We start from the raw sequence: 17009 nt of genomic DNA, 5'->3' as shown, positions 1-17009 counted from the left end.
GTGAGCCCGATGAGCCAGGCGGCACAGAACCTGAACTGGTTGATCACCAACTTCGTGGACAACACCCCCGGGGTGTCCCACACGGTGGTGGTCTCCGCCGACGGACTCCTTCTGGCGATGTCCGAAGGCTTTCCGCGCGACCGCGCCGACCAGCTTGCCGCGGTCGCCTCCGGTCTGACCTCGCTGACCGCGGGTGCCTCGCGCATCTTCGAGGGCGGCGCCGTGAACCAGACGGTTGTGGAGATGGAGCGGGGATTCCTGTTCATCATGTCCGTATCCGACGGTTCCTCGCTCGCGGTCCTCGCGCACCCGGAGGCGGACATCGGCCTCATTGGGTACGAGATGGCCCTCCTGGTGGACCGTGCGGGTACCGTCCTGACGCCGGATCTGCGTGCGGAGCTCCAAGGGAGCCTGCTCAACTGACAGACACACGGTGCGTTTTGGCGTCCCGGGGCCGTAAGGTTTCGGGACGCGGCTCCACATGATGGGTGCCAGGCACAGTCGGAGGAGGAGAGAAAGTGGCAACACCCCCAGACGGTTCATCATCGGGCAACTGGTCGTACGGCCCTGCCCAGGGTCAGAACGACGGTTCCCAGAACCGGTACAACTTCCCCTCCACGCCGAGCCAGCGGCGGCAGCAGCCCTACGCCCCCCAGGGTCCGCAGGGCCCGGGGCCGTACGACCAGCCGCAGGCGCCTCGCATCCAGCCGGTGCAGCCGCATCGACGCGCCCCTGAGCCGTCGCCCGCCGGGGCGACGAACAACCCCCTGGTGCGCCCGTACGCCATGACGGGCGGACGCACCAGGCCGCGGTACCAGCTCGCCATCGAGGCGCTGGTGCACACCACCGCGGCTCCGCACCAGATGCAGGGGCAGCTGCCCGAGCATCAGCGGATCTGCAACCTCTGCCGGGAGATCAAGTCGGTGGCGGAAATCTCCGCCCTGCTGACGATCCCCCTCGGCGTGGCCAGGATCCTCGTCGCCGACTTGGCGGAGGCGGGACTGGTCGCCATCCATCAGCCCGGCGGCGACGAGAACGCCGGTGGCCAGCCAGACGTGACACTGCTCGAAAGGGTGCTCAGTGGACTTCGCAAGCTCTAGCGGCGGTCCTTCCCGCTCCACCACCTCGGCGAAGATCGTGGTGGCGGGTGGCTTCGGCGTGGGCAAGACCACGTTCGTCGGGGCCGTTTCGGAGATCAACCCGCTGCGCACCGAGGCCGTGATGACGTCCGCATCCGCGGGCATCGACGACCTCACCCACACCGGGGACAAGACGACCACCACGGTCGCCATGGACTTCGGCCGCATCACCCTGGACCAGGACCTGATCCTGTACCTGTTCGGTACGCCCGGCCAGGACCGCTTCTGGTTCATGTGGGACGACCTGGTGCGCGGCGCGATCGGCGCGATCGTGCTCGTGGACACCCGCCGTCTCGCCGACTGCTTCCCCGCGGTCGACTACTTCGAGAACAGCGGGCTGCCGTTCGTCGTGGCCCTCAACGGCTTCGACGGCAGCCAGCCGTACAACCCCGACGAGGTCCGCGAGGCCCTCCAGATCGGCCCCGACACCCCGATCATCACCACGGACGCCCGCCACCGCGCGGACGCCAAGTCGGCGCTGATCACGCTGGTCGAGCACGCCCTGATGGCGCGCCTGCGCTAGTCGGCCCGTACCGCTCACGGCCCCCGCCCTCCCGCAAGGGAGGACGGGGGCCGCGGTCGTTCCCGGGCACAACGCACACAGGCCCCGCCCTCCCTTGCGGGAGGGCGGGGCCTGTGTGCGTGTGCGGGGCTTCAGCGCCAGCTGTGCGGCGCCCGGAACCCGGGCTCGCGCTCCAGGCGGCGCCAGCCGGCCTTGGCACGGCCGCGGTGGGCCGGCTCGGCCGACGGCCGGGCGGCCGCGCGGGCGAGCAGGATGGCCGTGATGGCGGCGACTTCCTCGGGCCCGGCGTGGCCCTTCTCGACGCGAATGTCAGGCACGTTCATGGGTGTCAGTCTCCGTGAGAGAGGTTTCCGCAGCGGTACCGGTGGGTTACTGCGGGGGGTTGCCGTGCTTGCGGGACGGCAGATCGGCGTGCTTGGACTGGAGCATCGCCAGGGACTTGATGAGGACCTCGCGGGTTTCCGCCGGGTCGATCACGTCGTCCACCAGACCGCGCTCGGCCGCGTAGTACGGGTGCATCAGCTCGGACTTGTACTCCTTGACCATCCGGGCCCGCATCGCCTCCGGGTCCTCGGCCTCCGCGATCTGGCGGCGGAAGATGACGTTGGCGGCACCTTCGGCGCCCATCACGGCGATCTCGTTCGTCGGCCACGCGTACGTGAGGTCGGCACCGATGGACTGGCTGTCCATGACGATGTACGCACCTCCGTATGCCTTGCGCAGGATCAGCGAGATCCGCGGCACGGTCGCGTTGCAGTAGGCGTAGAGGAGTTTGGCGCCGTGGCGGATGATTCCACCGTGCTCCTGGTCTACACCAGGCAGGAAGCCGGGTACGTCCAGAAGGGTGAGGATCGGGATGTTGAAGGCGTCGCACATCTGGACGAAGCGGGCCGCCTTCTCGGAGGCCTCGATGTCCAGGACGCCCGCCAGGCTCTGGGGCTGGTTGGCGACGATGCCGACGACCTGGCCGTCGAGACGGGCCAGCGCGCAGATGATGTTCCGCGCCCAGCGCTCGTGGACCTCCAGGTAGTCGCCGTCGTCGACGAGCTCCTCGATGACCTTGGCCATGTCGTACGGGCGGTTGCCGTCGGCGGGGACCAGGTCCAGGAGCACGTCCCCGCGGCGGTCCGCCGGGTCCGTGGACTCCGCGCGGGGCGGGTTCTCCCGGTTGTTCTGCGGCAGCATCGACAGGAGGTAGCGCACCTCGGCGATGCAGGTCTCCTCGTCGTCGTAGGCGAAGTGACAGACGCCGGAGGTCTCGGCGTGCACGTCGGCGCCGCCCAGGCCGTTCTGGGTGATCTCCTCGCCGGTGACCGCCTTGACGACGTCCGGGCCGGTGATGAACATCTGCGAGGTCTCGCGGACCATGAACACGAAGTCGGTCAGCGCCGGGCTGTAGGCCGCGCCGCCCGCGCACGGGCCGAGCATCACCGAGATCTGCGGGATGACCCCGGAGGCCCTGGTGTTGCGCTGGAAGATGCCGCCGTAGCCGGCGAGGGCGGAGACGCCCTCCTGGATCCGGGCGCCGGCGCCGTCGTTCAGCGAGACCAGCGGGGCACCGGCCGCGATGGCCATGTCCATGATCTTGTGGATCTTGGTGGCGTGGGCCTCGCCCAGCGCGCCGCCGAAGATGCGGAAGTCGTGGGCGTAGACGAAGACCGTACGACCCTCCACCGTGCCCCAGCCGGTGATGACACCGTCGGTGTACGGCTTCTTGGCCTCCAGGCCGAAGCCCTGCGCGCGGTGCCGGCGCAGCTGCTCGACCTCCTGGAAGGTGCCGGGGTCGAGCAGCAGCTCGATGCGCTCCCGGGCGGTCAGCTTGCCCTTGGCGTGCTGCGCCGCGGTCGCCTTCTCGCCGGGACCGGCCAGTGCCTGGGCGCGGATCTCGTGCAGCTCGGCGACCCGGCCGCGCGCGTCCGTCGGCTCACCCGTCGGCTCACCCGTCGTCTCTTCCAAAACGGTCATGTAGTGACCTTACGAAGCCCACGAAGGAAAGCGGGCCGTTGACTCCGTACAGTCTCCGGACCGTTTTCCTGGTACCCCTGAACAGAACCGTGGCGGCGTGCAGCCGTTCCGACTGCTCAGGGGGCGTGGCGCTTGTAGAGGTCAAACAATCCGGCCACCTGAGACCCGCCTCACATTCACACCCCGCACATGCCGTCCCCGGAGTGACGCGGTGGCGCATTCGGCGGTCGGTGTCGAAGCATACGGGCGACCGGTGGTGACCGAAAGTGACATGTCGAACACCCGTCGGAGGTTGTTGAAATCTGAACGGAATAGGTCTACGGTCGGGGGTGTTCAGCTAATTGAACGTTCAACATCCCCGCCTTTTCCAAGGAGAACGTCATGAGCATCTTCGGCCGCAAGAACACCGTCGAGACCGCCGTCGCCACCGACACCGCCGTCAACCCGGAGCTGGCCGCCCTGACCGGCGAGTACTCCATCGACGCCGCGCACTCCACGCTCGGCTTCACGGCGCGGCACGCGATGGTCACGAACGTCAAGGGCAAGTTCCTCGACTTCAGCGGCTCGCTGACGCTGGACGGCTCGGACCCGTCGCGGTCCAGCGCCTCCATCGACGTGAAGATGGACAGCATCGACACCGGTTCCGCGGACCGTGACGGCCACCTGAAGAGCGCCGACTTCTTCAGGACCGAGGAGCACCCGGTCATGACCTTCCGCTCCACCAAGGCGGAGGCCCTGGGCGGCGACGACTACCGCCTCACCGGTGACCTGACGATCCTCGGCACCACCAAGCCGCTCACCATCGACCTGGAGTTCAACGGCTCGGCCAAGGACCCCTTCGGCAACGAGCGCGTCGGCTTCGAGGGCAAGGCGGAGATCCTGCGCTCCGAGTGGGGCCTGACCTGGAACGCGGCCCTGGAGACGGGTGGCGTCCTGGTCTCCGACAAGATCAAGCTGAACTTCGACATCTCGGCCATCCGCAACGCGTGACGCCTCCGCTTCCGCTCCCCCGCCGCACACCCCGAGCGCCCGCCCTCCACTCCCCCGTACGGGAGGGCGGGCGCTCGGCTGTCCCGGGCCCTACTCCCGAGCGTCCCGGAGCCGGGCGAGGGCGGCGGCCAGCCGGGCCTGCCGGGTCTTCGGCGTGCGCGCCTGGAGCAGCCCCAGCATGACCTGGTAGCGGGCGGTCCTGCCGAGCCCGTCGAACGCCTCCCGGGCGCGCGGGTCGCGCTCCAGCTCCGCCGCCAGGTCCTCCGGTACGTCGGCGTTGCGCTGCGACTCGTACGCCGCCTCCCACCGCCCGTCCGCCTGCGCCGCCTCGACCTCGGCGGTCCCCGAGGGCCGCATGCGCCCCTCGGCGGTCAGCTCCGCGATCCGCCGCACGTTGACCATCGACCACAGGCTGCCGGGCCGGCGCGGAGTGATCCGCTGGAGGAAGCAGGACCCGTCCAGGGACCTGCGCTGCCCGGTGATCCAGCCGTGGCACAGGGCCACGTCGTTGACGGCCACCCAGTCGACGGACTCGATGTTCGAGCCTTTCTTGGCGACCTTCACCCACAGCCCCGGATGCGGGGCCGGATGGGCGGTGAGCCAGGCGTCGAGGGCGTCGACCGTGGCGAAGAGGAGCGGTTCCGGGGTGGTCATGGGGAGACGGTAGGCCGGATGTAGGACGGTTTCTGTCCGCCATCGGGCCGCGCCGCAAGGGCCTGGCCGGATTTCCCCCCTTGTCGGGGGCTCACAGCCTTCTCATAATCCGAGACAGGATTGACGTGCTCGCGACAACAGTGGCGGGGGCGTCGTCCGGAACGCCTCCACTCACCCCCCACGGAAGGCATCCCGTTGAAGTCTCTCCTCAAAGCCCTCAAGAGATGCGCCGTCGCCGCCACGGCCGCGCTCGCCGTCGTCAGCCTCCAGCCCGTCTCCTCCGCGCAGGCCGCACCCGCGCCCGTCGTCGGCGGAACCCGGGCCGCGCAGGGCGAGTTCCCGTTCATGGTCCGTCTCTCCATGGGCTGCGGCGGCGCGCTGTACACCCAGCAGATCGTCCTGACCGCCGCCCACTGCGTGGGCCGCACCGGGGCCAACACGAGCATCACCGCCACCGCCGGTGCCGTGGACCTCCAGTCCAGCAGCCGGATCACGGTCCGCTCCACCTACGTCTACCGCGCCCCCGGCTACAACGGCGACGGCAAGGACTGGGCGCTGATCAAGCTCGCCCAGCCGATCAACCTGGCCACGCTGAAGATCGCCACGACCACGCAGTACAACACCGGCACCTTCACCGTCGCCGGCTGGGGCGCCGCCAGTGAGGGCGGGAGCCAGCAGCGGTACCAGCTCAAGGCGACCGTGCCGTTCGTCAGCGACGCCACCTGCCGTTCGTACAGCGGCTACAGCGGGCTGATCGCGAGCGAGGAGATCTGCGCGGGCTACACGGCGGGCGGTGTCGACACCTGCCAGGGCGACTCCGGTGGCCCGATGTTCCGCCGGGACGCCGCCAACCAGTGGATCCAGGTCGGCATCGTCAGCTGGGGCATCGGCTGCGCCCGCCCCAACGCCCCCGGTGTCTACACCGAGGTGTCCACCTTCGCCTCGGCCATCGCCTCGGCGGCGGCCGGTCTCTGAGCCACCGCCCGCACCGTGACGGGTCCGGCGCCCCGCGCGCCGGACCCGTTCCGTGCCCCGTGGGCGGGGAGGTTCAGAAGCCGCCTCCGAAGTCCCCTCCCCCGCCGAAGTCCCCGCCGCCGAAGCCGCCCGAGAAGTCGTCGGTGGCGAAGTCGGCGCCCGAGATGTCGCCGCCCTCGTACCCGCCGCCGAAGTCGCCGTACCCGGCGCCGTAGTCGGCCGCGTAGGCGGGGCTCGCCATCATGCCGCCGAGCATCGTGCCGACGAGCAGGCCGGGCAGGAGGCCGCCGCCGAAGTAGCCGCCCGCCCAGGGGCCGTAGGCGGGGCCCGCGTCCCAGTAGGGGCGGCGGGCGCCGGTGTCGGTGGTGACCTCGCGGATCATCGGGTCCTCGCCGTCGTCGAGCCGCCGCCGGTCGGCCGCGCAGACCGGGACCTCGCGGGTAGTGCCGCCGGACGGCGTCCAGGTGAGGTCGGCGACGGACGGGCCGTGCCGGGGGTCGAAGAAGCAGGGCGGCCGCCGTTCGGGCAGCGGACGGCTCTCGCGGCGGGCGGCGAGCACGGCCAGCGAGTGCCGGCCGTCCTCCAGTGAGCGGGTGACGGCCCGGACGTCCTCCGGCACGGTCGCCGCGTCCATCAGCCGCTTGGACTGCTCGTAGGAGTCCAGGGCGTGTTCGTAGTCGGTGCGCATCGCGTCGTCGGCGCCGGGTTCGCCGGGGTGGAAGTCCAGCCGCTCCAGTTCCTCGCCGAACGCGGTGATGTCCTCGTCGACCACCACCCGCAGCTTCTCCAGCGCGGCCCGCCGCTCCCGCTCGTGGGCCAGGCGCCGGCGCCGCACCAGCGCGTACACGCCCGCGCCGCCCGCTGCCAGCACCACTCCGGTGGTGACCAGGCCGGCGACCGGCACCCCGTCGTCCGTGGTCGAGGAGGACCAGGAGGCAGGCGCCGAGCCGCCCACGTTCCGCAGGGCGGCGTCGACGAAGTCGTTGAGCTGGGCCTTGACGTCGTCGACGTCCTCCACCGAGGTGACCAGGTTGTCCACCGCCTGGTTGCTGAGCACCGAGGAGTCGGCCTGGGCCCCGAAGCGGTCGCCGCTGCGCACCGCGTACAGACCGGTGATGCCGGTCTCGGTACGGAGGTTGAGGAAGAGGTCGTCCGCGGGCTGGTCGGCCGGGAGGACGGCCACGAAGACCGGCTTGTCGGCGTCCCTGATCTTGTCGGAGAGGGCCTCGGCGTCGGCCGAGGACAGTTGGTCGGAGGCGGCGGGGTCGACGTAGACGGGGTCCTCGCGCAGCGCCTCGGCGACGGTCGTCAGGTCCGCCGCGGCGTGCGCGCCGGGAACCCCGGCGGTGAGCACCGCGAGGGTGGCGGCGACCGGGACGAGGGCCCAGCGCACAAGGCCCCGGAGCAACGGAGTCCTCATACCTCGACGCTACCTGACGAAACGGACAAACGTACCGGGCCCGGCGGATGGTTCCCGCCGGACCCGGCACCGGTGGGACGGTTCAGCCCGCCCGGTGGGCGGCGATCAGCTTCTCCACGGCCGCGCCGTAGCGGCCCCGGGTCAGCAGCCGGTCGGCCTCCGCGAAGGGCTTGGCGAGGGCGGGCGTGACCGCCTCGCCCTGGACGATCAGCCGGGCCCTGGTGACCAGCGCGCGGCCTGCCTCGTCGGCCCCGGCCCGTTCGGCGGCCGCCGCGGCGATCCCGAGCACCTTGAGGGTGGCCGCGCCGCCCTGCGGCACCTTGGTCAGCGTGGTCAGGCCCCAGCCGTAGGGGAACTGCGGGTCGTACGAGGTGTCACCGACGTTGATCGGCAGCTGGGCCTCGGACTTCGGCCAGGTGACGGGGAGCTGCCCGGTGAACGGCCGCTTCCCGTAGAGCACGTCGGCCACGCCGTCGCCCTCGGAGCCCGGCAGCCAGGAGGCGACCAGGGCGTCGATGTCGCCGAGCCGGTCGCCGACCAACTGGGGGCGCCCGGAGACGATCAGCACCACGCACTTCATCGCGGCGCACACCTTGTCCACGGCCGCCCTGTCCGCGGCCGACAGCTCCAGGTCGTGGCCGTTGCCGACGTCGCCGACGCCCTCGGCGTAGGGGGTCTCGCCGACCACCACCACACCGACGTCGTGCCCGCCGGTCGGGGCGGAGGCGTCCTTGGAGTACGTCAGCGCCGAGGCGTCCTTGCGCATCGCCTCCAGGATCGTGGTGCCGTCGGTGATGTCGCCGGAGAGGCCCTGCCAGGTGATGGTCCAGCCGCCGGACTGGTTGCCCATGTCGTCGGCGTTGGACCCGGCGACGTACACCTTCTGCGCCTTCTTCAGCGGCAGCAGGCCGCCCGCGTTCTTCAGCAGCACCTGCGACTCGGCCGCCGCCTGCCGTGCCACGGCCCGGTGCCCGGCGGAACCGATCGCGTCGGCGCCGCCGGTGTCGGCGTACGGCCGCTCGAAGAGACCGAGCCGGAACTTCTGGGTGAGGATGCGGGAGACGGCGTCGTCGATCCGCGCCCCGCCGATCCGCCCGGCCTCCGTCTCGGCGACCAGGGCGGTGTGGAACTCCTTGTAGGAGTACGGCGCCATGACCATGTCGACGCCGGCGTTGACCGAGGTGCGGACGTCGCTCGGGTAGTCGCCCGGGATCTGGTCGATACCGTTCCAGTCGCTGATCACGAAGCCGTCGAAGTCCATCCGCCCCTTGAGCACGCCGTTGATCATGTCGCCGCGGGCGTGCATCCTGACCGGCCCCAGTCCGTCTCCGGCCAGGTCCAGGGAGGAGTAGGAGGGCATGACCGTGCCGACGCCCCGGTCGACCGCCTCCTGGTACGGCGCCAGGTGGACGGCCTCCAGCTGCTGCCGGGTGACCTCGGTGACGCCCTGGTCGATGGTGTAGGTGCCGGTGGTGGAGGAGCCGTAGGTGGTGCCGCCGTCGCCGACGAAGTGCTTGGCCGTGGCGAGCACCTTGTCGCCGCGGTCCAGGTCCCGGCCGTCGACGCGGCCCTGGAGACCCTGGATCACCGTCTCCATGGACTCCACCAGCGCCGGGTCCTCGCCGAACGCCTCGTAGGAGCGGCCCCAGCGTTCGTCGCGGGTGACGCAGAGGCAGGGCGCGAAGTCCCAGGGCACGCCGGTGGCGCGCACCTCGGCGGCGGTCACCGCACCGGCCCGCCGGGCGAGTTCGGGGTCGCGGGTGGCGCCGATGCCGATGTTGTGCGGCAGGATCGTGGCGCCGGCCAGGTTGTTGTGGCCGTGGACCGCGTCGACGCCGTAGATCAGCGGGATCTGGAAGCGGGTGGCCCGCGCCCGCAGCTGGAAGGAGTCGATCATCCTCGCCCACGCCTCGGCGGTGTTGGGCGTGGGGGTGGAGCCGCCGCCGGAGAGCAGCGAGCCGAGGCCCAGGGCGGCGATGTCGCCGGGCCTGCTCATCGCGCCGCGCTCGGCCTGGGTCATCTGGCCGGCCTTCTCCGCCAGGGACATCCGGCCGAGGAGGTCGGCGACGCGCTTGCGGACGGGCAGCCCGCTGTCGAGGTAGGGCAGTCCGTGGGCGTCCACGACGACCTGCGGGGCCTCCGCGGGCGCCTTGGCGCCGGTGACCGTCAGCTTCAGCGGGACCGTCTCGGCCGACTCCGCGGCCCGGTCCTTCAGGGTCGGCACCCGGACCGTGCGGGCGGTGCCGGAGGCGGTGCCTGCGGGGAAGGTGACGGTGCCGGTGACCGGGGTGTAGTCCGTGCCGGGCTCGGCGGTGCCGCCCTCGGTCCCGTAGGCGACCGTGACGGCCTCGTCGAGCGGGGCGGAACCGGTGGTGGCGACGGTGACCCGTACCTGCGCGGCAGCGCCCTCGCGCACCGGGTACACGGCCGCGTCGGTGGTGACCGAGGCGCGCAGCGACTGGTCGGCGCGGCCGTACAGTTCGACGGCGTCCATGGCGAACCCGCCGGGCGCGCCGGTGGGGAGGGTGACGGCGTAGCCCCAGGTCTCGGTGAGGCCGAGGACCTGGTCGATGCCGCCGACGGGCTGGTAGTCGGTGCGGTAGACGAAGTCGGTGAACGGGAGCTCGATCTGCTTCCAGCCGGTGAAGTCGTCCGTGAAGGACGTCGTCCACAGCTCGGACGCCTCGCCGTTGGCGCCGCCGTCCTTCAGCTCGAAGGCGATCCGGCGGCCGTCGTCGCGCCCCTCCCACCACAGGCGGACGCCTTTGCTCGCGGACCAGTCGTGGGCGGGCTCGGCGAAGGCGAAGTCGTGGGTGAAGCCGCCGTAGCCGCTGATGTCGTAGGTGCCGGAGAGGACCTTCTCGCCCTCGGGGGCGTCCTCGCGTGCGCTGAGCTGGAGGGTGGGCGGATCGTCGTTGTCGCCGCCCCAGGTGAAGATGCCCCCCGCCGGCGGTTCGGCGAAGGGCACCTCGCCCTCGAAGCGGTCGACGGGCACGGGGGCGGGGTCCTCGGCCGCGCGGGCCGAGGCGAACGGCACCAGTGCGGCAAGCAGAGCGGTGGAGACGAGCAGGGCGGTTCTTCGCATGGAACATCCCTCGACTCTCATAGTCCACATTCGGCTTAGATCACGCCGTGAGTTAACTGTCGACCCGAAGACCCGTCAAGGGACCACGCAGGCATGGGTGCACAACGCCCGACGGGCCGGGGGCACCGCCGTGTGCGGCGCCCCCGGCCCGTCGTCGGCCGTACCCGGCCCTACCGAGCCGGCGACACGCCCGCGCGCAGGAGGCCGTAGGTGTAGGCGTCCTCCAGGGCCTGCCAGGAGGCGGCGATGACGTTGTCGGCGACACCCACCGTGGACCACTCGCCGGTGCCGTCGGAGGTGGAGATCAGCACGCGGGTGGTCGACTGGGTGCCGTGCACGCCCTCCAGGATGCGGACCTTGTAGTCGACCAGGTCCAGCTTGGCGAGCTGGGGGTAGATCTTCTCCAGTGCGACGCGCAGGGCGCGGTCCAGGGCGTTGACCGGGCCGTTGCCCTCCGCGGTCGCCACGATGCGCTCGCCCTTGGCGAAGAGCTTCACGGTGGCCTCGTTGGCGTGGCTGCCGTCGGGGCGGTCCTCGACGATCGCGCGCCAGGACTCCACGCCGAAGTACTTCAGCGGCCGGCCCTCGACCTCGGCGCGCAGCAGGAGTTCGAAGGAGGCGTCCGCCGCCTCGTAGGTGTAGCCCTGGAGTTCGCGCTCCTTGACGCGCTCCACGACGCGGCCGACGAGTTCCCGGTCGCCGCCGAGGTCGATGCCGAGTTCCTTGCCCTTGAGCTCCACCGAGGCCCGGCCGGCCATGTCGGAGACCAGCATCCGCATGGTGTTGCCGACCTGCTCGGGGTCGATGTGCTGGTAGAGGTCCGGGTCGACCTTGATCGCGGAGGCGTGCAGACCGGCCTTGTGGGCGAAGGCCGAGACACCGACGTAGGGCTGGTGCGTGGACGGGGTCAGGTTCACCACCTCGGCGATGGCGTGCGAGACCCGGGTCATCTCCCGCAGCCGCCCCTCGGGCAGCACCTTCTTGCCGTACTTGAGCTCCAGCGCGGCCACGACCGGGAACAGGTTGGCGTTGCCGACGCGCTCGCCGTAGCCGTTGGCCGTGCACTGGACGTGGGTCGCGCCCGCGTCCACCGCGGCGAGGGTGTTGGCGACCGCGCACCCGGTGTCGTCCTGGGCGTGGATGCCGAGCCGGGCGCCGGTGTCGGCCAGTACGGTCGCGACGACCGCCTGGACCTGCGCGGGGAGCATGCCGCCGTTGGTGTCGCAGAGGATGACGACGTCGGCGCCCGCCTCGGACGCGGTGCGGACCACGGACTTGGCGTACTCGGGGTCGGCGCGGTAGCCGTCGAAGAAGTGCTCGCAGTCGACGAAGACCCGGCGGCCCTGCTCGCGCAGGAAGGAGACGGTGTCCCGGACCATCTCCAGGTTCTCCTCCAGGGTCGTGCGCAGCGCGAGTTCCACATGCCGGTCGTGCGACTTGGCGACCAGCGTGATCACCGGGGCGCCCGACTCCAGCAGCGCTCTGACCTGGGGGTCGTCGGCGGCCTTGGCGCCGGCGCGGCGGGTGGCGCCGAAGGCGACCAGCTGCGCGTGGCGGAAGTCGATCTCCTGCTGGGCGCGGGCGAAGAACTCGGTGTCCCGCGGGTTGGCGCCGGGCCAGCCGCCCTCGATGAACCCCACGCCGAAGTCGTCCAGGTGCCGTGCGATGGCCAGCTTGTCCGCGACGGTGAGGTTGATGCCCTCACGCTGGGCGCCGTCGCGCAGGGTGGTGTCGAAGACGTGGAACGAGTCGTCGAGCTCGCTGGTTTCCGTCATGGTCTGAAGGCTCCTGATGTATGGATCTCGGTCTGTACCGGAATGACCGGCTCCACCGTCCTCCCATGATCCCTCGCGCTGCGCACCCGGCTGAAGGTGGGCCTGAAATGCGAAAAACCCCTCGCGGGTGCGAGAGGTCTGCGCGCGGGTCGAGGACGACGGTGTCCGCCCGTACCTGGTCGTACGTGGCGGTCACTGCGGACCGGCGCGCCTGCTGCCAATAATCATGGCGAACGAGAGCACGGGGGCAGTCTGGCACAGACCGCACCGGCGGTTACCGCCCGTCTCAGTATGCGAACTCTGCGCTGGTCATGGTGGGTGGCGCCGAAGGCGACGCGGCGCCCGTCGCGTACGGTCCGGGCGGGGTTCAGCCGTCCGCGAGCAGGGAGTCCCGCAGGAACTCCTCGACGTGGCCGAGGACCTGCGCGCGGTCGGTGCCGCGGAGTCCGATCGCCACGTGGATGGAGAAGCCGTCGAGGAGCGCCCTGAGACGGGCCGCGAAGCGGTCGGGGTCGACCGGCCGGAACTCGCCCCGGGAGACGCCCTCGGCGAGCAGGGCCACCAGGTCGCGGTGCCAGGCGCCCTCGATCGCGGCCTGCCGGTCGCGGGCGGCGTCGTCGGCGTTCTGCGAGTGGTTCCAGACCTCCAGCCACAGGGTCCAGTGCGGATCGCGGTGGCCGTCGGGCACGTACAGGTCGACGTAGGCGTCCAGCCGTTCGCGGGCCGGGGCGGGCCGGGTCAGCAGCCGGCCGCGCTCGGCGCCGAGCCGGCCCTCGCTCCACTCCAGGGTCCGCAGCAGCAGTTCGTCCTTGGAGCCGAAGTAGTAGAGCAGGTGCCCGCTGCTCATCCCGACCTCGCGGCCGAGCGCCGCCATGGTGAGCTTCTCCAGACCGCGCTCGGCGATCATCTCCATGGCGGCGGCGAGTACGTCCTCCCGCGGCGGCGCGTGTCTGCGCGCACCGGCCATCCGGCTGCTCCCTAGGTGCTCGGCTGCTGCTGGGTGATGCAGTGGATGCCCCCACCGCCCGCGAAGATGGTACGGGCGTCCACCAGGGTCACCGTCCGCTCGGGGAACAGCCGCCGGAAGATCCCGGCCGCGAGTTCGTCGTGCGGGTCGTCGAAGGCGCACAGGACGACGCCGCCGTTGCAGAGGTAGTGGTTGATGTAGGAGTAGTCGACCCAGTCGCCCTCCTCGTCGCGCAGGACGGCCGGGGCGGGGACCTCGACGACCTCCAGGCGGCGGCCCCTGGCGTCGGTCTGGCCGCGCAGGATCTCCAGGTACGTCAGGGAGCGCTCGAAGTCCGGGTGCTCGGGATCGCGCTGGGTGTGCACCAGGACGGTGCCGGGCCGGGCGAAGGCGGCGACGATGTCGACGTGGCCCTGGGTGCCGTAGCGGCCGTAGTCGCCGGCCAGGCCGTGCGGGAGCCAGATCGCCTTGGTGGTGCCGAGTCTGGCGTGGATCTCCGCCTCGACGCGCTCCCGGCTCCAGCCGGGGTTGCGGCCGGCGCCGAGCTGGACGGTCTCGGTCAGCAGGACCGTGCCCTCGCCGTCGACGTGGATGGCGCCGCCCTCGTTGACCAGCGGGGAGGACAGCACGGGGACCCCGGCCAGGTCCGCGACCTGGCCGGCGACCTTGGCGTCGTGCTCCCAGCGGGCCCAGTCCTGGCCGCCCCAGCCGTTGAACACCCAGTCCACGGCGGCCGGTCGGCCCTCCTCGTCGTGGACGAAGGTCGGGCCGATGTCGCGCATCCAGGCGTCGTCGAGCTCGCGCTCCACCAGTTCCACGTCCGGGCCGAGCAGCCGGCGCGCCGAGTCGGCCTGGCCGGGGCCGTGCACCATCGTGACCGGCTCGAAGCGGCGCACGGCACGGGCGACGGCGGCCCAGGCGGCGCGCGCCTCGGCGAGTTCCGCGTCGGTGGTGAAGGTGGGGTTGGGTCCAGGCCAGGCCATCCAGGTGCGTTCGTGCGGGGCCCACTCGGGGGGCATGCGGTAGGTCATCGCGGGGGTCCTAGGGGAACTAGAGGAAGTAGAGGCGGTTCAGGGCGACCGAGTCGGCCGGTTCCGAGCGCAGCGGCTCGCCGTCCAGCGTCACCAGGCCGGTGCGCCGGTCCACGTCCACGGCTCCGGTACGGGAGTTCAGGCGCAGGTCGGCGGGGCCGATGCCGCGGGTGCCGCGTACGGCGACGCGGCGGCGCCGGGTCGGCATGGTGTCGTTGCCTTGGTCCAGGGCGGCCTGGGCGACGAAGGCGACGGAGATGTCGGCGGGGGTGGCTCCGTGGGCGCCGAACTGCGGTCCGAGGACGAGCGGTTCGCAGGTGTCGGTGGCGGCGTTGGGGTCACCGGTGACGCCGTAGGCGGGGAAGCCGGCCTTGAGGACGAGCTGCGGTTTGGCGCCGAAGTACTCGGGGCTCCAGAGCACGATGTCGGCGAGCTTGCCGACCTCCAGCGAGCCCACCTCGTGCGCGAGGCCGTGCGCGATGGCGGGGTTGATGGTCAGCTTCGCCATGTAACGCAGGACGCGCTCGTTGTCGTGCTCCTCGGGGGCGCCGAGTTCGGCCTTCATCTTCCCGGCCATGGCGAAGGTGCGGCGCACGGTCTCGCCGGCCCGCCCCATGCCCTGCGCGTCGGAGGAGGTGATGCCGATCGCGCCCAGGTCGTGCAGGACGTCCTCGGCGCCCATGGTGCCGGCGCGGATGCGGTCCCGGGCCATGGCGGCGTCGCCGGGCAGGTCCGTCTTCAGGTCGTGGACGGAGACGATCATGCCGTAGTGCTCGGCGACCGCGTCCCGCCCGAAGGGCAGGGTCGGGTTGGTGGAGGAGCCGATGACGTTGGCGACGCCCGCCATCTTCAGCACGTTGGGGACGTGTCCGCCGCCGCAGCCCTCGATGTGGAAGGCGTGGATGGTCCGGCCCTCCAGGACCCTCAGGGTGTCCTCGACCGACAGGCACTCGTTCAGTCCGTCGCTGTGCAGGGCGACCTGCACGTCGTGCTCCTCGGCGACCCGCAGCGCCGTGTCCAGCGCCCGGGTGTGGGCGCCCATGTCCTCGTGCACCTTGAAGCCCGAGGCGCCGCCCTCGGCGAGGGCCTCCACCAGGGGCGCGTCGTGGGAGGAGGAACCCCGGCCGAGGAAGCCGATGTTGACCGGCCAGGCGTCGAAGGCGTTGAAGGCGTGCCGCAGCGCCCAGGGCGAGTTGACGCCGACGCCCCACACCGGCCCGAACTCCTGCCCGATGATCGTGGTCACGCCGGAGGCCAGCGAGGCCTCCATGATCCGCGGCGACAGCAGATGGACATGGGTGTCGACCGCGCCTGCGGTGGCGATGAGGCCCTCGCCGGACACGATGGAGGTGCCGGTGCCGACCACGACGTCGACCCCGTCGAGCGTGTCCGGGTTGCCGGCCCGCCCGATGGAGCAGATCCGGCCCTCCCGGATGCCGATGGACACCTTGCGGATGCCCTGGACCGCGTCGATCACGACGACGTTGCTGATCACGACGTCACAGGTGTCGCGGACGGCGGCGGCCTTGAGGTGCAGTCCGTCGCGGGCGGTCTTGCCGAAGCCGGCGAGGAACTCGTCGCCGTAGGCCTGCGAGTCGGACTCGACCCGCACCGTCAGTCCGGAGTCGCCGAGGCGGATCCGGTCCCCGGCCCGCGGGCCGTGGGTGGCCGCGTACTCGTGGGGGGTGAGGCGGCGGGCCTCGGCGGGGTGGCCTCCGGGGCGGCTCATCGGCCGGCCTCCTCGTCGTGGACTCCGAGGTATCCGCAGGCGGCGGCCCTGCGCAGGGCCTCCTCCTTGGCGCCCGGCGCGTCGAGGGCGCCGTCGACGAGACCCGCGAAGCCGATGGCGATCCGCGCGCCGCCGATCGGCAGCAGCCCGACCTCCAGGCTCTCCCCCGGCCCGAACCGGACCGAGGAGCCGGCGGGCACCGCGAGCCGCATGCCGTAGGCCCGGGCGCGGTCGAAGTCGAGGCGCGGGTTGGCCTCGAAGAAGTGGAAGTGGGAGGTGACGGAGACCGGCACGGAGGCGGTGTTGGTGACCGGCAGGCGCAGTGCCGCCTCCGGTTCGGGGTGCTCCGGGCCGGGCAGCAGCGCGCCCGGGGCCTCGGCGCCGAGGGAGCCGCCGATCGGGTCGGAGACGATCGCGAGCCGGGAGCCGTCGTCGAAGACCGCCTCCACGTGCACCTCGGTGACCACGTCCGCCACGCCGGGCAGCACGTCGTCCGGGCCGAGCACCGAGCGGGCCGCCTCGACGGCCTCGGCGAGCCGCCTGCCGTCCCGGGCGGCCTCGCAGACGGTGTCCGCGATCAGGGCGGTGGCCTCCGGCACGTTCAGTCTGAGGCCACGGGCCCGGCGGGCACGGGCCAGCTCCGCGGCTCCGAAGAGCAGCAGCCGGTCACGTTCGGTGGGGGTCAGTCTCATGACGCGGGCACCTCCTTTTTAGAGCATCACTCTAAGCATGACATTCCCGCGAAGGAAAGATTGA

General features: G+C 71.6%; 15 protein-coding genes. 5 read left to right on the top strand and 10 right to left on the bottom strand.

The window, feature by feature from the left end; translation table 11 throughout:
• Positions 1–9: 9 nt before the first annotated feature.
• The 3 genes from ABT296_RS10375 (at position 10) to ABT296_RS10365 (ending at position 1662) form a co-directional block, all read left to right on the top strand.
• On the top strand, positions 10–423 hold the full coding sequence (locus ABT296_RS10375) for a roadblock/LC7 domain-containing protein (protein ID WP_003993185.1): 414 nt from the start codon (positions 10–12) through the stop codon (positions 421–423).
• A gap of 95 nt (positions 424–518) precedes the next feature.
• Positions 519–1100: a DUF742 domain-containing protein gene (locus ABT296_RS10370; RefSeq protein WP_351925384.1), complete on the top strand. Its 582-nt coding sequence runs from the start codon at positions 519–521 to the stop codon at positions 1098–1100.
• Entirely contained in the window at positions 1081–1662 is a 582-nt protein-coding gene (locus ABT296_RS10365; RefSeq protein ID WP_026150693.1) for a GTP-binding protein, read from the top strand. The genes ABT296_RS10370 and ABT296_RS10365 overlap by 20 nt, the downstream gene beginning before the upstream one ends.
• 131 nt (positions 1663–1793) lie before the next feature.
• On the opposite strand, the gene ABT296_RS10360 is transcribed toward ABT296_RS10365, so the two are convergent.
• Together ABT296_RS10360 and ABT296_RS10355 are read right to left on the bottom strand one after the other, a co-directional pair.
• Positions 1794–1985 (bottom strand): acyl-CoA carboxylase subunit epsilon, encoded by a 192-nt coding sequence (locus ABT296_RS10360; RefSeq protein ID WP_351925382.1) that lies wholly within the window; start codon positions 1983–1985, stop codon positions 1794–1796.
• 46 nt (positions 1986–2031) lie between these two features.
• A complete protein-coding gene (locus ABT296_RS10355) occupies positions 2032–3627 on the bottom strand; it encodes an acyl-CoA carboxylase subunit beta (RefSeq protein ID WP_351925380.1) in 1596 nt (531 codons plus the stop codon).
• A gap of 381 nt (positions 3628–4008) precedes the next feature.
• On the opposite strand from ABT296_RS10355, the gene ABT296_RS10350 reads away from it, so the two are divergent.
• Positions 4009–4617 carry a YceI family protein gene (locus ABT296_RS10350; RefSeq protein ID WP_351925378.1) on the top strand — a complete coding sequence of 203 codons (609 nt, stop codon included), beginning with the start codon at positions 4009–4011 and terminating at the stop codon, positions 4615–4617.
• A gap of 90 nt (positions 4618–4707) precedes the next feature.
• On the opposite strand, the gene ABT296_RS10345 is transcribed toward ABT296_RS10350, so the two are convergent.
• The gene (locus ABT296_RS10345; RefSeq protein WP_351925376.1) at positions 4708–5271 is read right to left on the bottom strand and encodes a YdeI/OmpD-associated family protein; all 564 of its coding nucleotides are present in this window, start codon (positions 5269–5271) and stop codon (positions 4708–4710) included.
• A 195-nt stretch (positions 5272–5466) separates the two neighbouring features.
• Here ABT296_RS10345 and ABT296_RS10340 point away from each other — a divergent pair, with 195 nt between their 5' ends.
• Positions 5467–6246 (top strand): serine protease, encoded by a 780-nt coding sequence (locus tag ABT296_RS10340; protein ID WP_351925374.1) that lies wholly within the window; start codon positions 5467–5469, stop codon positions 6244–6246.
• A 73-nt stretch (positions 6247–6319) separates the two neighbouring features.
• Here ABT296_RS10340 and ABT296_RS10335 read toward each other — a convergent pair whose 3' ends face one another.
• The 7 genes from ABT296_RS10335 to ureA form a co-directional block, all read right to left on the bottom strand.
• Positions 6320–7666 carry a hypothetical protein gene (locus ABT296_RS10335; protein WP_351925372.1) on the bottom strand — a complete coding sequence of 449 codons (1347 nt, stop codon included), beginning with the start codon at positions 7664–7666 and terminating at the stop codon, positions 6320–6322.
• An 82-nt stretch (positions 7667–7748) separates the two neighbouring features.
• Positions 7749–10751 carry a glycoside hydrolase family 3 N-terminal domain-containing protein gene (locus ABT296_RS10330; protein ID WP_351925370.1) on the bottom strand — a complete coding sequence of 1001 codons (3003 nt, stop codon included), beginning with the start codon at positions 10749–10751 and terminating at the stop codon, positions 7749–7751.
• A 170-nt stretch (positions 10752–10921) separates the two neighbouring features.
• Entirely contained in the window at positions 10922–12526 is a 1605-nt protein-coding gene (gene cimA, locus ABT296_RS10325; protein ID WP_351925368.1) for a citramalate synthase, read from the bottom strand.
• Positions 12527–12893: 367 nt separating this feature from the next.
• Positions 12894–13493, bottom strand: a complete 600-nt coding sequence (locus tag ABT296_RS10320; RefSeq protein ID WP_351925366.1) for a TetR/AcrR family transcriptional regulator — start codon at positions 13491–13493, stop codon at positions 12894–12896.
• An 11-nt stretch (positions 13494–13504) separates the two neighbouring features.
• A complete protein-coding gene (locus ABT296_RS10315) occupies positions 13505–14524 on the bottom strand; it encodes an agmatine deiminase family protein (RefSeq protein ID WP_351925364.1) in 1020 nt (339 codons plus the stop codon).
• A gap of 19 nt (positions 14525–14543) precedes the next feature.
• Positions 14544–16253, bottom strand: a complete 1710-nt coding sequence (locus tag ABT296_RS10310; protein ID WP_351925362.1) for an urease subunit alpha — start codon at positions 16251–16253, stop codon at positions 14544–14546.
• On the bottom strand, positions 16250–16945 hold the full coding sequence (ureA, locus tag ABT296_RS10305) for an urease subunit gamma (protein WP_351925360.1): 696 nt from the start codon (positions 16943–16945) through the stop codon (positions 16250–16252). Before ureA ends, ABT296_RS10310 begins: the two co-directional genes overlap by 4 nt.
• Positions 16946–17009: the final 64 nt, after the last annotated feature.

Origin of the sequence: Streptomyces sp. NPDC000983, assembly GCF_040299205.1 — a bacterium.
Taxonomy (GTDB): domain Bacteria; phylum Actinomycetota; class Actinomycetes; order Streptomycetales; family Streptomycetaceae; genus Streptomyces.
Note: the sequence above shows the minus strand (reverse complement) of the source record. Positions and strands in the feature narration are given on the sequence as shown.

Bases quoted from the DNA above. Each gene is read 5' to 3' on its own strand.
- ABT296_RS10375 (WP_003993185.1), top strand. From the start codon at position 10: ATGAGCCAGGCGGCACAGAACCTGAACTGGTTGATCACCAACTTCGTG.
- ABT296_RS10360 (WP_351925382.1), bottom strand. From the start codon at position 1,985: ATGAACGTGCCTGACATTCGCGTCGAGAAGGGCCACGCCGGGCCCGAG.
- ABT296_RS10355 (WP_351925380.1), bottom strand. From the start codon at position 3,627: ATGACCGTTTTGGAAGAGACGACGGGTGAGCCGACGGGTGAGCCGACG.
- ABT296_RS10350 (WP_351925378.1), top strand. From the start codon at position 4,009: ATGAGCATCTTCGGCCGCAAGAACACCGTCGAGACCGCCGTCGCCACC.
- ABT296_RS10345 (WP_351925376.1), bottom strand. From the start codon at position 5,271: ATGACCACCCCGGAACCGCTCCTCTTCGCCACGGTCGACGCCCTCGAC.
- ABT296_RS10335 (WP_351925372.1), bottom strand. From the start codon at position 7,666: ATGAGGACTCCGTTGCTCCGGGGCCTTGTGCGCTGGGCCCTCGTCCCG.
- ABT296_RS10330 (WP_351925370.1), bottom strand. From the start codon at position 10,751: ATGCGAAGAACCGCCCTGCTCGTCTCCACCGCTCTGCTTGCCGCACTG.
- cimA (WP_351925368.1), bottom strand. From the start codon at position 12,526: ATGACGGAAACCAGCGAGCTCGACGACTCGTTCCACGTCTTCGACACC.
- ABT296_RS10320 (WP_351925366.1), bottom strand. From the start codon at position 13,493: ATGGCCGGTGCGCGCAGACACGCGCCGCCGCGGGAGGACGTACTCGCC.
- ABT296_RS10315 (WP_351925364.1), bottom strand. From the start codon at position 14,524: ATGACCTACCGCATGCCCCCCGAGTGGGCCCCGCACGAACGCACCTGG.
- ABT296_RS10310 (WP_351925362.1), bottom strand. From the start codon at position 16,253: ATGAGCCGCCCCGGAGGCCACCCCGCCGAGGCCCGCCGCCTCACCCCC.
- ureA (WP_351925360.1), bottom strand. From the start codon at position 16,945: ATGAGACTGACCCCCACCGAACGTGACCGGCTGCTGCTCTTCGGAGCC.